Source organism: Oerskovia sp. NPDC056781 (genome assembly GCF_042789955.1).
Lineage (GTDB): Bacteria > Actinomycetota > Actinomycetes > Actinomycetales > Cellulomonadaceae > Oerskovia > Oerskovia rustica.
The window spans coordinates 1-16,253 of record NZ_JBHUAD010000004.1; the positions used below are offsets into that span (position 1 = coordinate 1).

The following is a 16,253-nucleotide window of genomic DNA, read 5'->3' on the forward strand; positions in this document are numbered from 1 at the left end:
CCGAGGAACCACCGGGCGTCCGGGCGCCGACTGCGGTCGGACCGGAGGGTCAGACCGTGCTCAGCGGGAGAGCGTCAGCTCACGCCTTCCAGCGCGGGAACGCCGAGGCACCGGCGTAGCGAGCCGCGTCGTCCAGGGCCTCCTCGATGCGCAGGAGCTGGTTGTACTTGTTGATGCGCTCGCCACGGGCGGGAGCACCGGTCTTGATCTGGCCGGCGTTGACCGCGACGGACAGGTCCGCGATCGTCGTGTCCTCGGTCTCGCCCGAACGGTGCGAGACCATCGCGGTGAAGCCGTTGCGCTGCGCGAGCTCGACGGCGTCGAGCGTCTCCGTGAGCGTGCCGATCTGGTTGAGCTTCACGAGCAGCGAGTTCGCGGACTTGAGCTCGATGCCCTTGGCGAGACGCTCCGGGTTGGTGACGAACAGGTCGTCGCCGACGATCTGGACCTTGTCGCCGACCTCGGCCACGAGCTGCGACCAGGCGCTCCACTCGTCCTCGGACAGCGGGTCCTCGATCGAGACCAGCGGGTAGTCCGCCACGAGCTGCTTGTAGTAGGCGATGATGTCGTCCGAGCTCGTGGCCTTGCCCTCGAACTGGTACGCGCCGTCCTTGAAGAACTCGGTCGCGGCGACATCGAGCGCGAGGCCCACGTCCTTGCCCGGCGTGAAGCCGGCCTGCTCGATCGCGACGAGGATCAGGTCGAGCGCGTCACGGTTGCTCGGCAGGTTGGGGGCGAAGCCACCCTCGTCGCCGAGACCCGTCGCGAGGCCCTTGCTCTTGAGCACGGACTTCAGGGAGTGGTAGACCTCTGCACCGGTGCGCAGCGCCTCACGGAACGACGTGGCGCCGATCGGGGCGACCATGAACTCCTGGATGTCGACGTTGGAGTCGGCGTGCGACCCACCGTTGAGGATGTTCATCATCGGGACGGGCAGGACGTGCGCGTTCGGGCCGCCGACGTAGCGGTACAGGTCCAGGCCCGAGCTCTTCGCGGCGGCCTTCGCGACCGCGAGCGAGACACCGAGGATGGCGTTCGCGCCGAGCTTGCCCTTGTTCGGCGTGCCGTCGAGCTCGATCAGCGCCTGGTCGATGAGGCGCTGGTCCTCGGCCTCGAAGCCGAGCAGCTCGGGGGCGATCTCGTCGATGACGGCGTTGACCGCGCCCTCGACACCCTTGCCCAGGTAGCGGGACTTGTCGCCGTCACGACGCTCGACGGCCTCGAAAGCGCCGGTCGAGGCGCCCGAGGGGACGCCTGCGCGGGCAAAGGTACCGTCGTCGAGCACGACCTCGACCTCGACGGTGGGGTTTCCGCGCGAGTCGAGAATCTCGCGTGCTCCAACGGCTTCGATGCTTGCCACGGTTGCTCCTTCAGCTGCTTCCAGGTCCGGAGCGCAGGGCAGGCGACGATGGCGGTCGGGCGCGTCCGGGGTTGTCGCAACCCAGCCTAGTGGTCGGGAACACATAGTGCTTCGGGCGTCGCCTCGTGGACACGATCGCCCGCATGTCGGCCGTCCGTCTACGCCTGGCGCGCCGAGGGTGACGTGCTGTGATGCCGAGGGTGACGCCTCGGTCCCCCTCGGTGGGCGTGTCCGTCACCCCCGGCGGGCGGGCGCGTCACCCTCGGCGGGCGGGCGCGTCACCCCCGGCGGGCGGGCGCGTCACCCTCGGCGGAGACGATCGCCTGCTCGACCTCGAGCAGCGCGACCCGCAGCGCCGTCTCGGCGTCCACCCCGTCGGCCTGGGCGCGACGCACGACCTCGAGCAGCTCGTGACCGTACGCCCTTTCCAGCGCGTCGCCCGGCATGCCCGACGACGTCGCTCCCCTCCCGTCCCCCGTCTCACCCGGGACGACGGGAGGGACCGGCGCGACGACCGCCGTCGGGCCGGGACCCCCGACGGCCTCCCCCAGCCCAGCGCGCTGCGCGCGGGACAGGACCTTCTGCGCGCGGGCCAGCGCGCCCTGCGCGAGGGGGATCCCCTCGAGGACCGACTCGCGCTGCTTCTCCTGCTGCTTGATCTCGTCCCACTGCGCGTACAGGGCAGCGTGACCGTCGCCCGTGGTGACGGCGGCGTCCGCGAACACGTGCGGGTGACGCCTGACGAGCTTGGTCACGAGGTCGGCCGCGACGTCGTCGACCGTGAACGGGGCGACCGGGTCCTCGCTCGCGATGCGCGCGTGGAACAGGACCTGGAGCAGCAGGTCACCGAGCTCCTCGCGCATGCCCGCGCGGTCGCCCGTCTCGATGGCCTCGGCGAGCTCGTGCGCCTCCTCCAGAAGGTAGCGGACGAGGGTCTCGTGCGTCTGCTCGCGGTCCCACGGGCACCCGCCGGGCGAGTAGAGCCTGTCCATGACGGCGACGGACTCGCGCAGGGGGTCGACGGGACCGGGGTGGTTCGGCTCGCTCGTGGTCATGCGCCCATCGTAGGGAGACGGACCGGAGGGCCCCGGACGGGAGCCCTCCGGTCCGCTGTCTGGCGGGAGCCGGCTACCTCCAGGTGTCGGTGAGCGTCACCGCCCCGTTCGCCCCGACCGTCGCCGTGCGGTTGGCGCCGCTCTCCCAGACCACGGTGCCCGCGCCGTCCTTCTTGACGTACTTGTACTCGAAGGTGGTGCCGGCGGGCAGGTCGAGCACGACCTTCCACACGGGGTACGTCGCCGAGGACAGGGGCTTGGCCGCGGCGGGCGCCCACGAGCCGAGGGCGGGGATGCTGCCCACGACGTAGACGTTCTGCCCCAGGACGGTCGTGGCGTCGACGGAGAAGCTGGCGTCGCCGTCGGTCTCACCGGCGCCCCCGCCGCTCCCCGCGCACGGGTTGCCCGCGGTCACGACGCCGCCGGAGACCTGGGCATGCTGCCCGGTCAGGGCGTAGTCCTTGCCGCCGTTGTTGTCCCAGGTGCCGGAGCCGTTGGTGAACGCGGCGGTGATCGTCGCCCCGTTCGCGGGGATCTCGCGCGAGACCCAGCCCGTGCAGGCCGCCGTCATGTCGGCCCCGGGGGCCGTCGTCCAGGCGCCCGCCCCGACCTTGTAGTGGACCTTGTACGCGTTCCACCCCTTCGTGGTCGAGTAGTAGACCGTGGTGGCCGAGGTGGTCGGGCAGTCGACCGTGCACGGCGTGCCGCCCGTCTTCCCGACGTGCAGCGCGATCGCCCCGTAGGCCGGGACGGTCGCGGTGAACGTCCCCGACGCGCTCACGGCCCGCGTCACGGAGCAGTCCTTGGCGGCCACGACGTCGCAGTACGTGCCCGCGGGCAGCGAGGACTGGTAGGTGCGCGTCACGGCGGAGGCCGTGTTGTTGATCGCCACGTAGCCCTTGGCCCCGCGGCCGAACGCGATGTTGTTGCTGCCGTCGTCCCACCAGTTCGTGACGGACGTGCCTTCGACGGTGTTGTGGAAGCCGACCATGCCGGCGATCTCGGTCCAGCGCTGCGTGCAGGTCCACGCGCTGTCGGAGCAGCTCGCGTCGGGGACGGACGTGGTGGTGGCGCCGGGGGCGCCCGCGTCCTTGTCGGTCCACGTGTAGCCGGTGTAGACCGACGGCGAGCCGTAGGGCCAGGAGAGCATGAACGCGTTGGCGAGCTTGTACTTGGCGCCCCACTTGTAGTTCATGGTCTCGCCGTTGCGCTCGGTGTCGTGGTTGTCGACGAAGACCCCGGCGCGGTCGGAGGTGAGCAGCCCGTTGCCGATCTCGTCGAGGCTCGCGATGCTGCCGTCGAAGCGGCTCTTGAGGGTGCGCGCGTAGTTGAACTCGTGCGAGTCCCCGCTGCCCAGGTACTCGGAGGGCTGAACGGGTTCTCCCCCGGCCCCGATGACCTCGTGGACCCAGTAGACGCTCGGGTCGGTCAGCTTCGCCTTGATGGCCTCGAGGTCGGCGGCCGGGATGTGCTTGGCCGCGTCGATGCGGAAGCCTGCGACGCCCAGGCCGAGCAGGTCGTTCATGTAGCCCGCGATCTTGCCGCGCACGTAGTCGGAGCCGGTGCGCAGATCCTGGAGCGAGACGAGGCGGCAGTTCTGGACGTTGTACCGGTCGCCGTAGTTGGTGATGTTGGCGCGGCAGTCGTTGAAGTCGTCGTACCCGTAGGGCGCGCCGGGGAAGCTGTCGATCGAGTAGCCGGTCCCGCCCGTGCCCGTGCCCGACCCGGTGTCGGCTCCCGCCATGTGGTTGACGACCGCGTCGACCACGATGCCCACGCCGGCGGTCCTGCACGTGCTCACCATGTTCTGGAACTCGGCGCGGTTGCCGAGCTTGGACTCGATCTTGTAGCTCACGGGCTGGTAGGAGGTCCACCACGCGGTGCCCCGGATGTGCTCCTGGGGCGGGGAGACCTGGACGTAGCCGAACCCGGCGGGCCCGATCGTGCTGGTGCACTCGGCGGCGACCGCGTCCCACGTCCACTGGAACATGTTGAGGACGACGTTTCCGCGACCGTTCTCGGACGCGACCACGGGCGAGGGGGTCGGTGCCTTGGCTGCGGCGGGCAGGGCCCCGGCGACGAGTCCCGACGTGACCACGGCGAGCGCCGTGAGCCCGGCGAGAAGTCTGCGCCGCGGCTTGGTCCGGACAGGTCTGGTTGTTCGGTTGAGCATCATTGCTGCGTTCTCCGTTTCGGTGCTGCGCACAGCCCCGCATCGGCGCGTGGCTGCCCGTCCTCGCCCCGGCGTCGGCGCCGGCGCGTCTACCGCTTCCCCTGCCTCGTGCCCCGGTCCGATCGACCGGCTGAGCCCGCATCCTGCCGCTTTGCAGAGATTTGCGGATTCTTGCTGAAAGATTACACAGACGGATGGGACGTGTCAGCCCTTTCGGACAGGCAAGAAGGTTGCAGGTCGTCCTGCGCGGGGCGCGCGTCCCTCGATCCCCCGCGAGCTCGCGCGCAGGCCCGACGGCGGAGCGCGCCGTCGCGTCGACGGCGCGCCTTCCCCGGCAGGCCGGGTGGCTCACGGCAGCGTCGGCACCGCCGCGAGCAGCTCGCGCGTGTACGCGGCCGCGGGCCGGGTCAGCACATCGCGCGTCGGACCGGCCTCGACGACCTCTCCCCCGCGCAGCACCACGGCCTCCTCGCACAGCTGCCCGACGATCGCCATGTCGTGGCTGACCAGGACGAGCGTGAGCCCGAGCTCGCCCTGGAGACGGCGCAGCAGGTCCATGACCTGTTCGCGGACCGACACGTCGAGCGCGCTCACGGGCTCGTCGCCCACCAGGACCGACGGCGACGGCGCGAGGGCGCGGGCGATCGCGATGCGCTGGCGCTGGCCGCCCGAGAACTGTGCCGGGTACTTCGTCCGGGCGTCGGGGTCGAGGCCGACCCATCCCAGCACCTCGTCCACGCGCGCCGAGACGTCGCCGCCGATCTTGAGCGAGCGCAGCGGCTCGGCGACGATCCGGGCGACCGTCATCCGCGGGTCGAGCGACGTGCGCGGGTCCTGGAGGACGACCTGCACCTCCCGCCGGTACCGTCGCATGAGTGCGCGGTCCCGCCGGTCCAGGGGCGCGCCGCGGTAGGAGACCGTGCCGCGCGTCGGGCTGTCGAGCCCGAGCAGCAGACGCAGCAGCGTCGACTTCCCCGCGCCCGACTCCCCCACGATCCCCACGCTGCGGCCCGCACGGACCGCGAGGTCGACGCCCGCGAGCGCCACCGTCGGGGGCGTGCGGCGAGATCCGCCGAACTCGCGCCACACCCCGTCGAGCGCGACGAACGGTGGGGCGTCACCCTCGGCGGGGTTCCGGTCACCCCCGGCGAGCAGGGCGTCACCCTCGGCGGGCTGGTCGCTCATCGGTCCTCCAGGGTCGTCGGGTGCAGGGCGGGAGCGGTCGGGTGCAGGGTCGGCAGGTGGGTCACGGCGCGCGCGGCGGCGAGCAGCGTCCGGGTGTACGGGTCCTCGGGTTCCGTGAGCGCACGGTCGACGCTCGTGGCCTCGACGACCTTCCCGTGCCGCATGACGACGAGATCGCGCGTGACGCGGGCGACGACCGGCAGGTCGTGCGACACGAAGACCAGGGCGGTGCCGGTGCGCTCGATCAGGTCGTCGAGCAGGTCGAGGATCTCGGCCTGGACGGTCACGTCGAGCGCGGTGGTGGGCTCGTCTGCGATGAGCACGTCGGGCTCGCACGCGAGCGCCATGGCGAGGCACGCGCGCTGGCGCTGCCCGCCCGAGAGCTGCCAGGGGTACGACCCGAGGATGCGCTCGGTGTCGTCGAGGCGCACGAGGCGGCACAGGTCGGCGGCGATCTCGGCGGCACGTGCGCGCGAGACCTTGCGGTGCAGGCGCAGCGGCCCGGCGATCTGCCGACCGATCGTCATGAGCGGGTCGAGCGCCGTGAGGGGCTCCTGGAAGACCATGGCGATGCGCGCCCCGCGCACGCGTCGCAGCGCGCGTTCGCCGAGCGTGAGCAGGTCGGTCCCGTCGAGCAGGACCTGCCCGGTCGCGGTCATGCCGTCGGGCAGCAGCCCGAGGACCGCGGCCGCGGTGAGCGACTTGCCCGAGCCGGACTCGCCGATCACGCCGAGCCGCTCGCCGGGCGCGACGCGCCAGCTCACGTGGTCGAGCAGCACCCGGCCCGACGACGTCCGCACCGTCAGGTCGCGCACCTCGAGCCCGGTGGGGCTCGTCGTGGGGGTCGCGGTCATCGGGTCCCTCGCGGTCATCGGTCGCCTCGCAGGCTCGGGTCGGTCCGTTCACGGATGCCGTCTCCCAGGAGGTTCAGGCCGAGCACGGTCCACGCGATGAGCAGCCCGGGCAGGATCGCCCCGAGCGGCTGGACCGCGACGGACTTCTGGGCGGCGCTGAGCAGCCGCCCCCAGGACAGGGCGGTCGGCGAGCCGAGCCCCAGGTAGGACAGCGACGCCTCGGCGAGGATCGCGCCACCCGCGAGCAGCATGAGCTGCACCAGCAGGGTGGGCGCGACGTTGGGCAGGACGTGGCGCAGGATCGTCCCCCACCATCCGGTGCCCGACGCCGTCGCGGCCGTCACGTAGTCCTCGCGCAGCACGCGCGCGGCGTTGACCCGCGTGACGCGCGCGATCACCGCCGCCCCCGAGATGCCGATCGCGACGATCGCCGAGGTCAGCGAGGCCCCGCGGACCGTCACGATGAGCATGGCCAGCAGCAGGGTCGGGAAGGCGATCATCAGGTCGATGACGTTGAGGAGCGCGACGTCGGCCCACCGGGTGGTCGCCGCGGCGACCACGCCGATCGTGATGCCCAGCAGGCCCGCGATGACGACCGAGGCGATCGCCACGGTCATCGCGACCGTGGCCCCTCCCATGAGCTGACTCAGCAGGTCACGCCCGAGGCGGTCGGTGCCCGCCCAGAACTGGGCGCTCGGTCCCTCGAGCCGCCCGCCCGTGCCGGCCGCGCCCACGCCCACGTCGTACGGCGTCCAGAAGACCGCGACGACACCGACGACCGCGACCAGGCCGACCATGACGAGACCCGCCACGAACGACGGGCTGACGCTCCGCCGTCGGGCACGCGAGGCACCGCCGTCCCCGGGCGACGGCGCGAGCACTCCCTCCTCCCGCACCGGGGCCAGGCGCCCGGATCCTTCGACGACGGGGATCTCCCCGCCCAGGTCGATGCTCATCGTGCGCCTCCGAGGGCAGAACCGGCACGCAGCCGGGGGTCGATGCCGCGCTGGGCGAGGTCGACCAGGAAGTTCGTGACGAGGACCAAGGCCGTCAGACCTAGGACGAGGGCCTGCACGACGGGCAGGTCGCGCCCCGCGACCGACGACACCAGGAGCGTGCCGAGGCCGGGCAGCGCGAAGACGTTCTCCACGACCACGGCCCCCAGGAGCGAGGTCGCGAGCTCGATGCCGAGGATCGCGACGACCGGGACCGCGCCGTTGCGCAGCCCGTGGCGCGCCAGGGCGTGCCACCGGCCGTAGCCGAGCGATCGGGCCGTGCGGACGTAGTCCTGGTCCAGGACGTCGAGCGTCGCCGACCGCACGTAACGCACCATGACGGACGACATCGCGATGGCCACGGTCGCCACGGGTAGCACGAGCGAGCGGACGGCCGCCGCGGGGTCCTCCCAGCCCTGGCGCGGGAACCCGCCGGGCGGCAGGACCCCCGCCTCGAGCGCGAAGACCCACACCAGGATCACGCCGACCCAGAAGACCGGCACCGCGACGCCGAGCTGGGACACGGCCGAGACCGCGACGCCCACGACGCCGCGGCGCCGGACCGCCGCGACCACCCCGAGCGGCACCGACACGAGCACCGAGACCGCGAAGGCCGCGAGGCTCAGCGGCAGCGTGATCGGCAGCTTGCTCGCGATCAGCTCCCCCACGGGCAGGCGCGAGACGAACGACGTCCCCGCGCTGCCCGAGAACAGTCCCGCGACCCACTGCCCGTACTGCGTCCACAGGGGCTGGTCGGTGCCGAGGTCGGCACGCAGCTGGTCGAGCTGGTCGCTCGTGGTGCCCACACCGAGCGAGGTGCCCGCGCTGTCCCCCGGCAGGAACCGGAGGACGGCGAAGACCACGACGCTCGCGAGGACCAACGACAGCAGCAGCGTGCCGACGCGCGTCAGGAGGTAGCGGGACATGGGTGCTCGGTCAGCCTTCCCGCACGATGTCGGCGACGTAGAAGCTCTCCGTCACCTGGTTCACCGGGAAGCCCGTGATCTCGGCGCGCGCGACCCGGATCTGCGGGTCGAGGTACAGCCAGGCGCTCGCCGCCTCCTGCCCGATGGTCTCGTTGACCTTCGTCAGCAGGGCCGTCTGCTCGTCGGTCGTGGCCGCCTGGTCGGCGTCCGCGACCCACTGCTGGACGTCCTTGTTGTCGTAGCCCCAGTAGAAGTCAGGGTTCGCGTACCAGACGACGTCGCGCGGGTTCACGTGGCCCATGAGCGTGGTCTGGAAGTCGTGGTCCGTGTAGATCTTCTGGTACCAGGTCGCGTCGTCGATCGGGTTGAGCGTGAGCGTGACGCCCACGGCCTTCAGGTCCGCCTGGAGGAGCTGGGCGATGGTCTCGGACGGGTCGCCCGCGACGTAGTCGACCGCGATGCTCAGGTCGCTCACGCCGGCCTGCGCGAGCAGGTCCTTGGCTGCCTGCGGGTCGTAGGCGTGGACGTCGGCCTGGTCGACGAACCACGGGTCGGTCGGCGGGACCATCGAGCCGATGACCTGGCCACGCCCGTCCCACACGGCGTCGAGGATCTTCTCGCGGTCGATCGCCTTGTAGAGCGCCTGGCGGACGCGGACGTCGTCGAAGGGCGCGACGCGGTCGTTGAAGGCCCAGATCTGCTTGGTCGTCGAGGTGCCCTCGGTGATGGTGAACTCGTCGTTCCCCTCGAACTGCACGAGCTGGTCCGGGGAGTCCTCGGCGATGACCAGGTCGAGGTCGCCGGTCAGGAGCGCGTTGTTGAGCGCGGTCGTGTCCTGGAAGAAGCGGAACGTGACCCCCGAGTTCTTGGCGGGGGTGCCCCAGTAGTCGTCGTTGCGCTCGATCGTGAGGTGGTCGCCCTGCGTCCACTCGACGAAGCGGTAGGGGCCCGTGCCGTTCTCGCTCGTCAGCTCGGTGTCACCGTCCCGGACGATCGTGACCGACGCGAGGTAGAACGGCAGGGACTGGCTGCGGCGCGACAGGTCGAGCTGCACCGTGGCGTCGTCGGGGGCCGTGATCGCGGAGATGACCGACAGGTCGTTCTTGCGTGCGCTCTTGGACTCGGGCGCGATGGTCTGCGAGATGCTCCAGACGACGTCCTGCGCGCTCAGCGCGGACCCGTCGTGGAACGTGACGCCCGGCTGCAGGTGGAACGTGTAGACGAGGCCGTCCTCGGAGACGTCCCAGTCCTTCGCGAGGGTCGGGACGACCTCGCCGTCGACGTCCACCGAGGTCAGGCCCTCGAACACGTTGCGCGTCATGGTCTGCGAGACGCCCGAGCTGCCGCCGACGTTGCGGACCAGCCCGGTGGGCTCGTTGGTCGAGCCGATGACGATCTCTGCGTCCGCGCCTGCCGCAGCGCTGCTGCTCGCACCGCCGGACCCGCCCGAGCCGCACGCGGCGAGCAGGAGGGTCGTCGCCAGGACCGCGGCGGCTGCCTTGAGGGTTCTCATGGGGGTTCTTCCGTTCCAGAAGGTGCAGCGGGGCTGCACGGGGACCACCCCGCTCCCGCGAGGTCACGGGACGAGGTGGTGAGGGGTTCGTGGAGCACGGTCGTCCGACGGGTGGCGGGGGCCGGGCGGCGGAGACCGGGAGGGGCTCGGGGCGTCACGAGCGCGGCCGACGGAGCGGGGCGCTGCGATCACGGGGCACGACGACGCGTGCGACGGGAGAGCCGGAGGATCAGACCTGTGCGTCAGGGGCGGTCACGTCGGGGGGCACCCACGACGGACGCCGCCTGTCAGCGGCTGTTCAGAGACAGCGACAACAGCGGGCGGCGCTCGTCGAGCCGTGCCGTCCGGTGCTGGGGGTGCGCGTGGGAGCGCTCAGGTCGAGAAACATGATGCGACAACTATCTCACCGACCAGGCGGTATGGATGCGCACGACCGGTGTGGCGGTCGTCACGTCCCCGGCTCCGCTGCTAGGGTCGCCGAGCCGAGCGTGAGCTCGCCTGGGTCGTCGATGGAGCACTCATGCTGCGTGTCACCGTGCCTGTCCGGGTCCTCGTCCGCCGCCTCGCGCTGGCGATCGCGATCCTGGCCGTGCTGCACCTCCTCGCCAACTTCCTCGAGAAGGGCGCCGACCTGCACGGCGGCGTGATCGAGCCGCTCGTCCACTACTTCAGCATGGACGAGGAGGTCAACGTCCCCACCTGGTTCACCGTGGTCCTGCTGGCTTCGACGGGCCTCGTCACGGGCGACCTGCTGCACGTCGAGCCCGTCCCCGCTCGGCGCTGGGCCTGGGGGCTCGTCGCGTTCGTGCTCCTCTACCTGTCGATCGACGAGATGACGAGCTTCCACGAGCACCTGGGGACCTCGCTCGAAGAGCACTTCCGGAGCATCGCCGACCTGCCCTTCAACGGCTGGATCGCGTTCTACGGCCCGCTCGCGCTCGTCGTGGCCGCGATCGTCGTCCCGCTCCTGTGGGGACTGCCGAGCAGGTTCCTGCGCCCCATGGCGCTCGCCGGGGTCCTCTACGTGGCCGGTGCCGTCGGCTTCGAGGCGATCGCTGGGCTGCTCGAGGACCAGGGCTTCGACCGGGCGACGTTCGTCGGACAGCTCGCGGTGCTCGGCGAGGAGACCCTCGAGATGATCGCGGTGCTCGTGTTCCTCGTGGCCGTGGTGCGCTACCGCGACGCCCTCGACGGGGGCGTCGCCGCCGTCGAGGGGCGCTCGTCCTCGGCGGGGGCGCCCGAGGACGGGACCACACTTCATCCTTGACCCCCTGCCGCCCGGGCGCCCACGATGCAAGAGCGGCCTCTCGACGGGGCCGCGCACCAGCGGCAGGGGACCTCGATGACGACTCCGGCGGAGACGAGCAGCGCCCCGCGCCAGCTCCCCTCCCTCACGGCGATCCGCGCGGTCGCCGCCGCGGCGGTCCTGGTGTTCCACCTGGACTACTGGCAGGTGCTCGACATCCCCGGGGCCTACTACGGCAGCACCGGCGTCGCGCTGTTCTTCGTCCTGTCGGGCTTCATCCTGACGTGGACCGCCAACCCCGCGCTCCCCCGCAGCGGCTTCTACCTGCGCCGTGTCGCGCGCATCTACCCCGACCACCTCGTGACGCTGGTCGCGGCCCTCGTCATCGCCCTGGTCCTGGGCAGCCCGCCCGTGACCGGGCGCATCATCGGCGCCAACGTCCTGCTGCTCCAGGCCTGGTCCCTGGACCCGGCGGTCGTGTACGGGCTCAACGGCGTCGCGTGGTCGCTGTCGTGCGAGCTCGCGTTCTACCTCGCCTTCCCGTTCCTCCTGCCTCTGCTGCGGCGCTGGTCGCCCCGGACCCGGTTGGTCGTGACCCTCGTGGCGCTCGCGATCCCGCTCGCCGCGACGCTCGTGGCCCCCACGACGTACCAGGTGCTCTACCACTTCCCCCTCGCCCGGTTCCCCGAGTTCGTGCTGGGCGTCGTCGCGGGCCTCGCGTTCGTCGAGGGCCACCGGTCCCGGGTCCCGTGGGCCGGGGTGCTCGGGATCCTCGCGGCGGTGCTCGTCGCGGCCGAGCTCACGCACGCGACCGAGGCCGTGGCCCGGGTCGGGCTCGTCCTGCCGTTCGCGCTGTTCCTCATGCTCTGCGCCGAGCGCGACCTGCGCGGCCGGCGGTCCGTGCTGACGCACCGCATCCTGATCGTCGCGGGCTCGGCCTCGTACGCGTTCTACCTGGTGCACGAGCTCGTGATCCGTCGTGTGCTCGACACCCCCCTGACGGGGGTGCTCGCCGCGGCCGTGATCACGGTCGCCGCCGGGGTGCTGGCCTACGCGCTCTACCGGTTCGTCGAGGAGCCCGCCCGCCACCTGATCGTGAACCGCTGGGGGCGGCGGCGGCGCGCGGCGGCGAGCGCGGCGCCGGACTCCCCCGGCCCGACGACGCCGCTCGCCGACGCGGGCACGTCGCCCACCGCGGTCCCCGCCGCCGCACCGGAGACGGCTACCGCTTCGACGTCCCCACCGTCGCCGCTGCGCTGACGTCGCCCGTGATGACCGCGTCGATGAGCTGACGCGCCCAGGCGAGCACCTCCATGCCCCGCAGCGGACGGCCTCCGATGCGCGCCGTCGTCGGGAAGGGGACGAGGAACGCGCGGATCGCGGGCTTGAGCATGGTGCCCGGGTAGAGGCGCTTGAGTCGCAGCTCCGCGGACTCCGGGAGGTCGACGGGCGCGAAGCGCACGAACTTGCCCTGCGCCGTGACGTCCGCGAGCCCCGCGCGGCGCGCGTGGTTGCGGAAGTCCGCTACCGCGAACAGCGCCTCGACGACCTCGGGGAGCGCACCGTAGCGGTCGACGAGCTCGGCCCGCACCTCGGCGAGCGCGGGCTCGTCCTGGGCCGCCGCGATCTTGCGGTACGCCTCGAGGCGCAGGCGCTCGTGCGCGATGTAGTCGTGCGGGATGTGCGCATCGACCGGGAGCTCGATCGAGACCTCGGGGGCTTCTTCCTCGACCTCGCCCTTGAACGACGCCACGGCCTCCCCGACCATGCGCACGTACAGGTCGAACCCGACGCCCGCGATGTGCCCCGACTGCTCGCCGCCCAGCAGGTTGCCCGCGCCGCGGATCTCGAGGTCCTTCATGGCGATCTGCATGCCCGCGCCGAGGTCCGTGTTGGCGGCCATGGTCGCGAGGCGGTCGTGCGCGGTGTCGGTCAGCGGGCGCTCGGGCGGGTACAGGAAGTACGCGTACGCGCGCTCGCGTCCACGGCCCACACGACCGCGAAGCTGGTGGAGCTGGGACAGGCCGAGCATGTCGGCACGCTCCAGGATGAGCGTGTTGGCGTTGGAGATGTCGAGGCCGGTCTCGATGATCGTGGTGCAGACCAGGACGTCGAGCTCCTTCTCCCAGAACGCCGTGATCGTCTGGTCGAGCTGGGCCTCGCTCATCTTGCCGTGCGCGACCCCGATGCGGGCCTCGGGGACGAGCTCGCGCAGGCGCTGGGCCGTGCGGTCGATCGTCTCGACCTTGTTGTGCACGTAGAAGACCTGGCCCTCGCGCAGCAGCTCGCGGCGGATCGACGCCGAGATCTGCTTCTCCTCGTAGGCCCCCACGTACGTGAGCACGGGGTGGCGCTCCTCGGGCGGGGTCGCGAGCGTCGACATCTCGCGGATGCCCGTGACGGCCATCTCGAGCGTGCGCGGGATGGGGGTCGCGCTCATCGCGAGCACGTCGACGTTGGTCCGGAGCTGCTTGAGCGTCTCCTTGTGCTCGACGCCGAACCGCTGCTCCTCGTCGATGATGACCAGGCCCAGGTCCTTGAACTTGATGGACCCCGAGATGATGCGGTGCGTGCCGATCACGACGTCGACCGACCCGTCCTTGAGCCCCTCGACCGTCTCCTTGGACTCGGCCTCGGTCTGGAAGCGCGAGAGCGCCTTGACGGTGACGGGGAACGCCGAGTAGCGCTCGGCGAAGGTCTGGAAGTGCTGCTGGACCAGGAGCGTCGTGGGCACGAGGACCGCGACCTGCTTGCCGTCCTGCACGGCCTTGAACGCCGCGCGGACCGCGATCTCGGTCTTGCCGTACCCGACGTCGCCGCACACGAGCCGGTCCATGGGGACGGGCTTCTCCATGTCGGCCTTGACCTCGTCGATCGTGACGAGCTGGTCGGGCGTCTCGACGTACGCGAACGCGTCCTCGAGCTCGCGCTGCCACGGGGTGTCGGGGCCGAACGCGTGCCCCTGCGTGGCCATGCGCGCGCTGTAGAGGCGGATGAGCTCGCCCGCGATCTCCTTGACGTGCTTGCGCGCCTGGCTCTTGGTCTTGGCCCAGTCCGAGCCGCCCATCTTGTTCAGGCTGGGCGACTCGCCGCCCGTGTACTTGGTGACCTGGTCGAGCTGGTCGGAGGGCACGAACAGGCGGTCGCCCGGCTGGCCGCGCTTGCTGCTCGCGTACTCGATGACGAGGTACTCGCGCGTCGCGGCGTTGCCGCCCGTGCCGAGCGTGCGCTGCACGAGCTCGACGAACTTCCCGACGCCGTGCTGCTCGTGCACCACGTAGTCGCCCGCGCGCAGCGCGAGGGGGTCGACGACGTTGCGCCGCCGCGAGGGCATCTTGCGCATGTCGCGCGTGCTCGACCCCTGGCGTCCCGTGAGGTCCGACTCGCTGAACACCGCGAGCCTGAGCTCTGGTGCGACGAAGCCCGGCCCCACGGGGGCGGGCGTCACGAGCACGACGCCGCCCTCGGGCTCGGTGTCGATCGACGCGACCAGGCGCGCCGCGGTGTCGACCGCGGAGAGCTGCTCGGTCATGCGGCGCGCGGGGCCGTGGCCCTCGGTCGTCAGGACCAGGCGCCAGCCCGCGTGCTGGAGCGAGCGCAGGTCGTCGAGCGCGCGCTCGACGTCGCCGCGGTAGGACTCGACGTTGCGCGCGGGCACGGTGAAGGTGGTCACGCCGTCGGTGCCCATGCCCGACGTCGGGCCCTCGCCTCCTGGGAGCTCGTCGCCCGGGTGCGCCTCGCCGTCGGGGGTGGAGCCCTCGTCGAGGCCGAACGGGCTGAGCGTCCACCACCCGAGGCCGCGACGCTCGGCGACGTCGTGGACGTCGGCGAACGTCTCGAACGACGCGGCCGAGAGGTTGATCGGGGTCGAGCCGCCCGCGGCGGCGCCTGTCCAGGCGGCGGCGAGGAACTCCTCGGTCGTCGCGACGAGGTCGTGCGCGCGGCGGCGCACGCGCTCGGGGTCGTTGATGACGAGCAGGGCGTCGTCGGGGACGAGCTCCAGGACGGGCAGCATGCGGTCCACGAGGACCGGCGCGAGGGACTCCATGCCCTCGACCGCGATGCCGGCGGCAAGCTTGTCGAGCATGTCGGTCGCGCCGGGGAGCGTCTCGATCAGCTCCGCCGCGCGGGCGCGGACCGCGTCCGTCAGGAGGATCTCGCGGCACGGCGGTGCCCACACCCCGTGGTCCGCGATCTCCAGGCTGCGCTGGTCCGCGACCGCGAACCAGCGGATCTCGGTGACCTCGTCGCCCCAGAACTCGACGCGCAGCGGGTGGTCCTCGGTCGGCGGGAACACGTCGAGGATGCCGCCGCGCACCGCGAACTCGCCGCGCCGCTCGACCATGTCCACGCGCTGGTACGCGGCCGCGCTCAGGCGCTCGGCGACGTCCGTGAGGTCGGCCGTCTCGCCCGTGCTGAGCTCGACGGGCACCAGGTCCCCCAGGCCCTCGACGACCGGCTGCAGCAGGGCCCGGACCGGCATGACCAGGACGCGCACCGGCCCGGACTGGCTGATCTCGCTGGTCGGGTGCGCGAGGCGGCGGAACACCGCGAGCCGCTTGGCGACCGTGTCGCTGCGCGGCGACAGGCGCTCGTGCGGCAGCGTCTCCCACGCGGGCAGGACCGCGACCAGGTCGCCCAGCTCGTCGGGCAGGTAGGCGCGCACGCTCGCGGCGAGCTCGTCGGCCTCACGGCCCGTCGCGGTCACCACGACGAGGGGGCGGGAGCCCTGGGCAGGGGCGCCCTTCTGCGCCCCGGCGATGTCCCCGGTCGCGGTCGCCCCCGCCATCGCGGCCAGCAGCGGCGGACGCACGCCCACCGGTCCGACGACGTCGACCGCGCCCCGCAGGCGCACGTGCTCGACGACCGCGTGCGCGGTCGGGTCGGCCAGGAGGGCGGGCAGGATTCCGGTGAGGTTCATGAGTTCCTTCGAGCAGGGTCACCGA

11 protein-coding genes are annotated in these 16,253 nt (G+C 71.9%); 2 read left to right on the plus strand and 9 right to left on the minus strand.

Going from position 1 to position 16,253, the window contains the following annotated elements; all coding sequences use genetic code 11:
• Positions 1-79: 79 nt before the first annotated feature.
• The 8 genes from eno to ACFRCR_RS00845 form a co-directional block, all read right to left on the minus strand.
• Positions 80-1,360 carry a phosphopyruvate hydratase gene (gene eno, locus ACFRCR_RS00810; RefSeq protein ID WP_377674649.1) on the minus strand — a complete coding sequence of 427 codons (1,281 nt, stop codon included), beginning with the start codon at positions 1,358-1,360 and terminating at the stop codon, positions 80-82.
• 278 nt (positions 1,361-1,638) lie between these two features.
• The gene (locus ACFRCR_RS00815) at positions 1,639-2,415 is read right to left on the minus strand and encodes a MazG family protein (RefSeq protein WP_377674651.1); all 777 of its coding nucleotides are present in this window, start codon (positions 2,413-2,415) and stop codon (positions 1,639-1,641) included.
• A gap of 73 nt (positions 2,416-2,488) precedes the next feature.
• Positions 2,489-4,591, minus strand: coding sequence for a carbohydrate-binding module family 20 domain-containing protein (locus ACFRCR_RS00820; RefSeq protein WP_377674653.1), 2,103 nt, complete (start codon positions 4,589-4,591; stop codon positions 2,489-2,491).
• A 345-nt stretch (positions 4,592-4,936) separates the two neighbouring features.
• On the minus strand, positions 4,937-5,773 hold the full coding sequence (locus ACFRCR_RS00825; protein ID WP_377674655.1) for an ATP-binding cassette domain-containing protein: 837 nt from the start codon (positions 5,771-5,773) through the stop codon (positions 4,937-4,939).
• Entirely contained in the window at positions 5,770-6,627 is an 858-nt protein-coding gene (locus ACFRCR_RS00830) for an ATP-binding cassette domain-containing protein (RefSeq protein ID WP_377674657.1), read from the minus strand. The genes ACFRCR_RS00825 and ACFRCR_RS00830 overlap by 4 nt, the downstream gene beginning before the upstream one ends.
• Before the next feature lie 14 nt (positions 6,628-6,641).
• The gene (locus tag ACFRCR_RS00835) at positions 6,642-7,583 is read right to left on the minus strand and encodes an ABC transporter permease (RefSeq protein ID WP_377674659.1); all 942 of its coding nucleotides are present in this window, start codon (positions 7,581-7,583) and stop codon (positions 6,642-6,644) included.
• Entirely contained in the window at positions 7,580-8,548 is a 969-nt protein-coding gene (locus tag ACFRCR_RS00840; protein WP_377674661.1) for an ABC transporter permease, read from the minus strand. The genes ACFRCR_RS00835 and ACFRCR_RS00840 overlap by 4 nt, the downstream gene beginning before the upstream one ends.
• A gap of 10 nt (positions 8,549-8,558) precedes the next feature.
• Positions 8,559-10,061 carry an ABC transporter substrate-binding protein gene (locus ACFRCR_RS00845; RefSeq protein WP_377674663.1) on the minus strand — a complete coding sequence of 501 codons (1,503 nt, stop codon included), beginning with the start codon at positions 10,059-10,061 and terminating at the stop codon, positions 8,559-8,561.
• A gap of 520 nt (positions 10,062-10,581) precedes the next feature.
• Here ACFRCR_RS00845 and ACFRCR_RS00850 point away from each other — a divergent pair.
• Entirely contained in the window at positions 10,582-11,328 is a 747-nt protein-coding gene (locus tag ACFRCR_RS00850) for a hypothetical protein (RefSeq protein WP_377674665.1), read from the plus strand.
• A gap of 75 nt (positions 11,329-11,403) precedes the next feature.
• Positions 11,404-12,567: an acyltransferase family protein gene (locus ACFRCR_RS00855; RefSeq protein WP_377674667.1), complete on the plus strand. Its 1,164-nt coding sequence runs from the start codon at positions 11,404-11,406 to the stop codon at positions 12,565-12,567.
• On the opposite strand, the gene mfd is transcribed toward ACFRCR_RS00855, so the two are convergent.
• Positions 12,530-16,228, minus strand: coding sequence for a transcription-repair coupling factor (gene mfd / locus ACFRCR_RS00860; protein ID WP_377674669.1), 3,699 nt, complete (start codon positions 16,226-16,228; stop codon positions 12,530-12,532). The two genes, ACFRCR_RS00855 and mfd, sit on opposite strands and share 38 nt — an antisense overlap.
• Positions 16,229-16,253 lie beyond the last annotated feature (25 nt).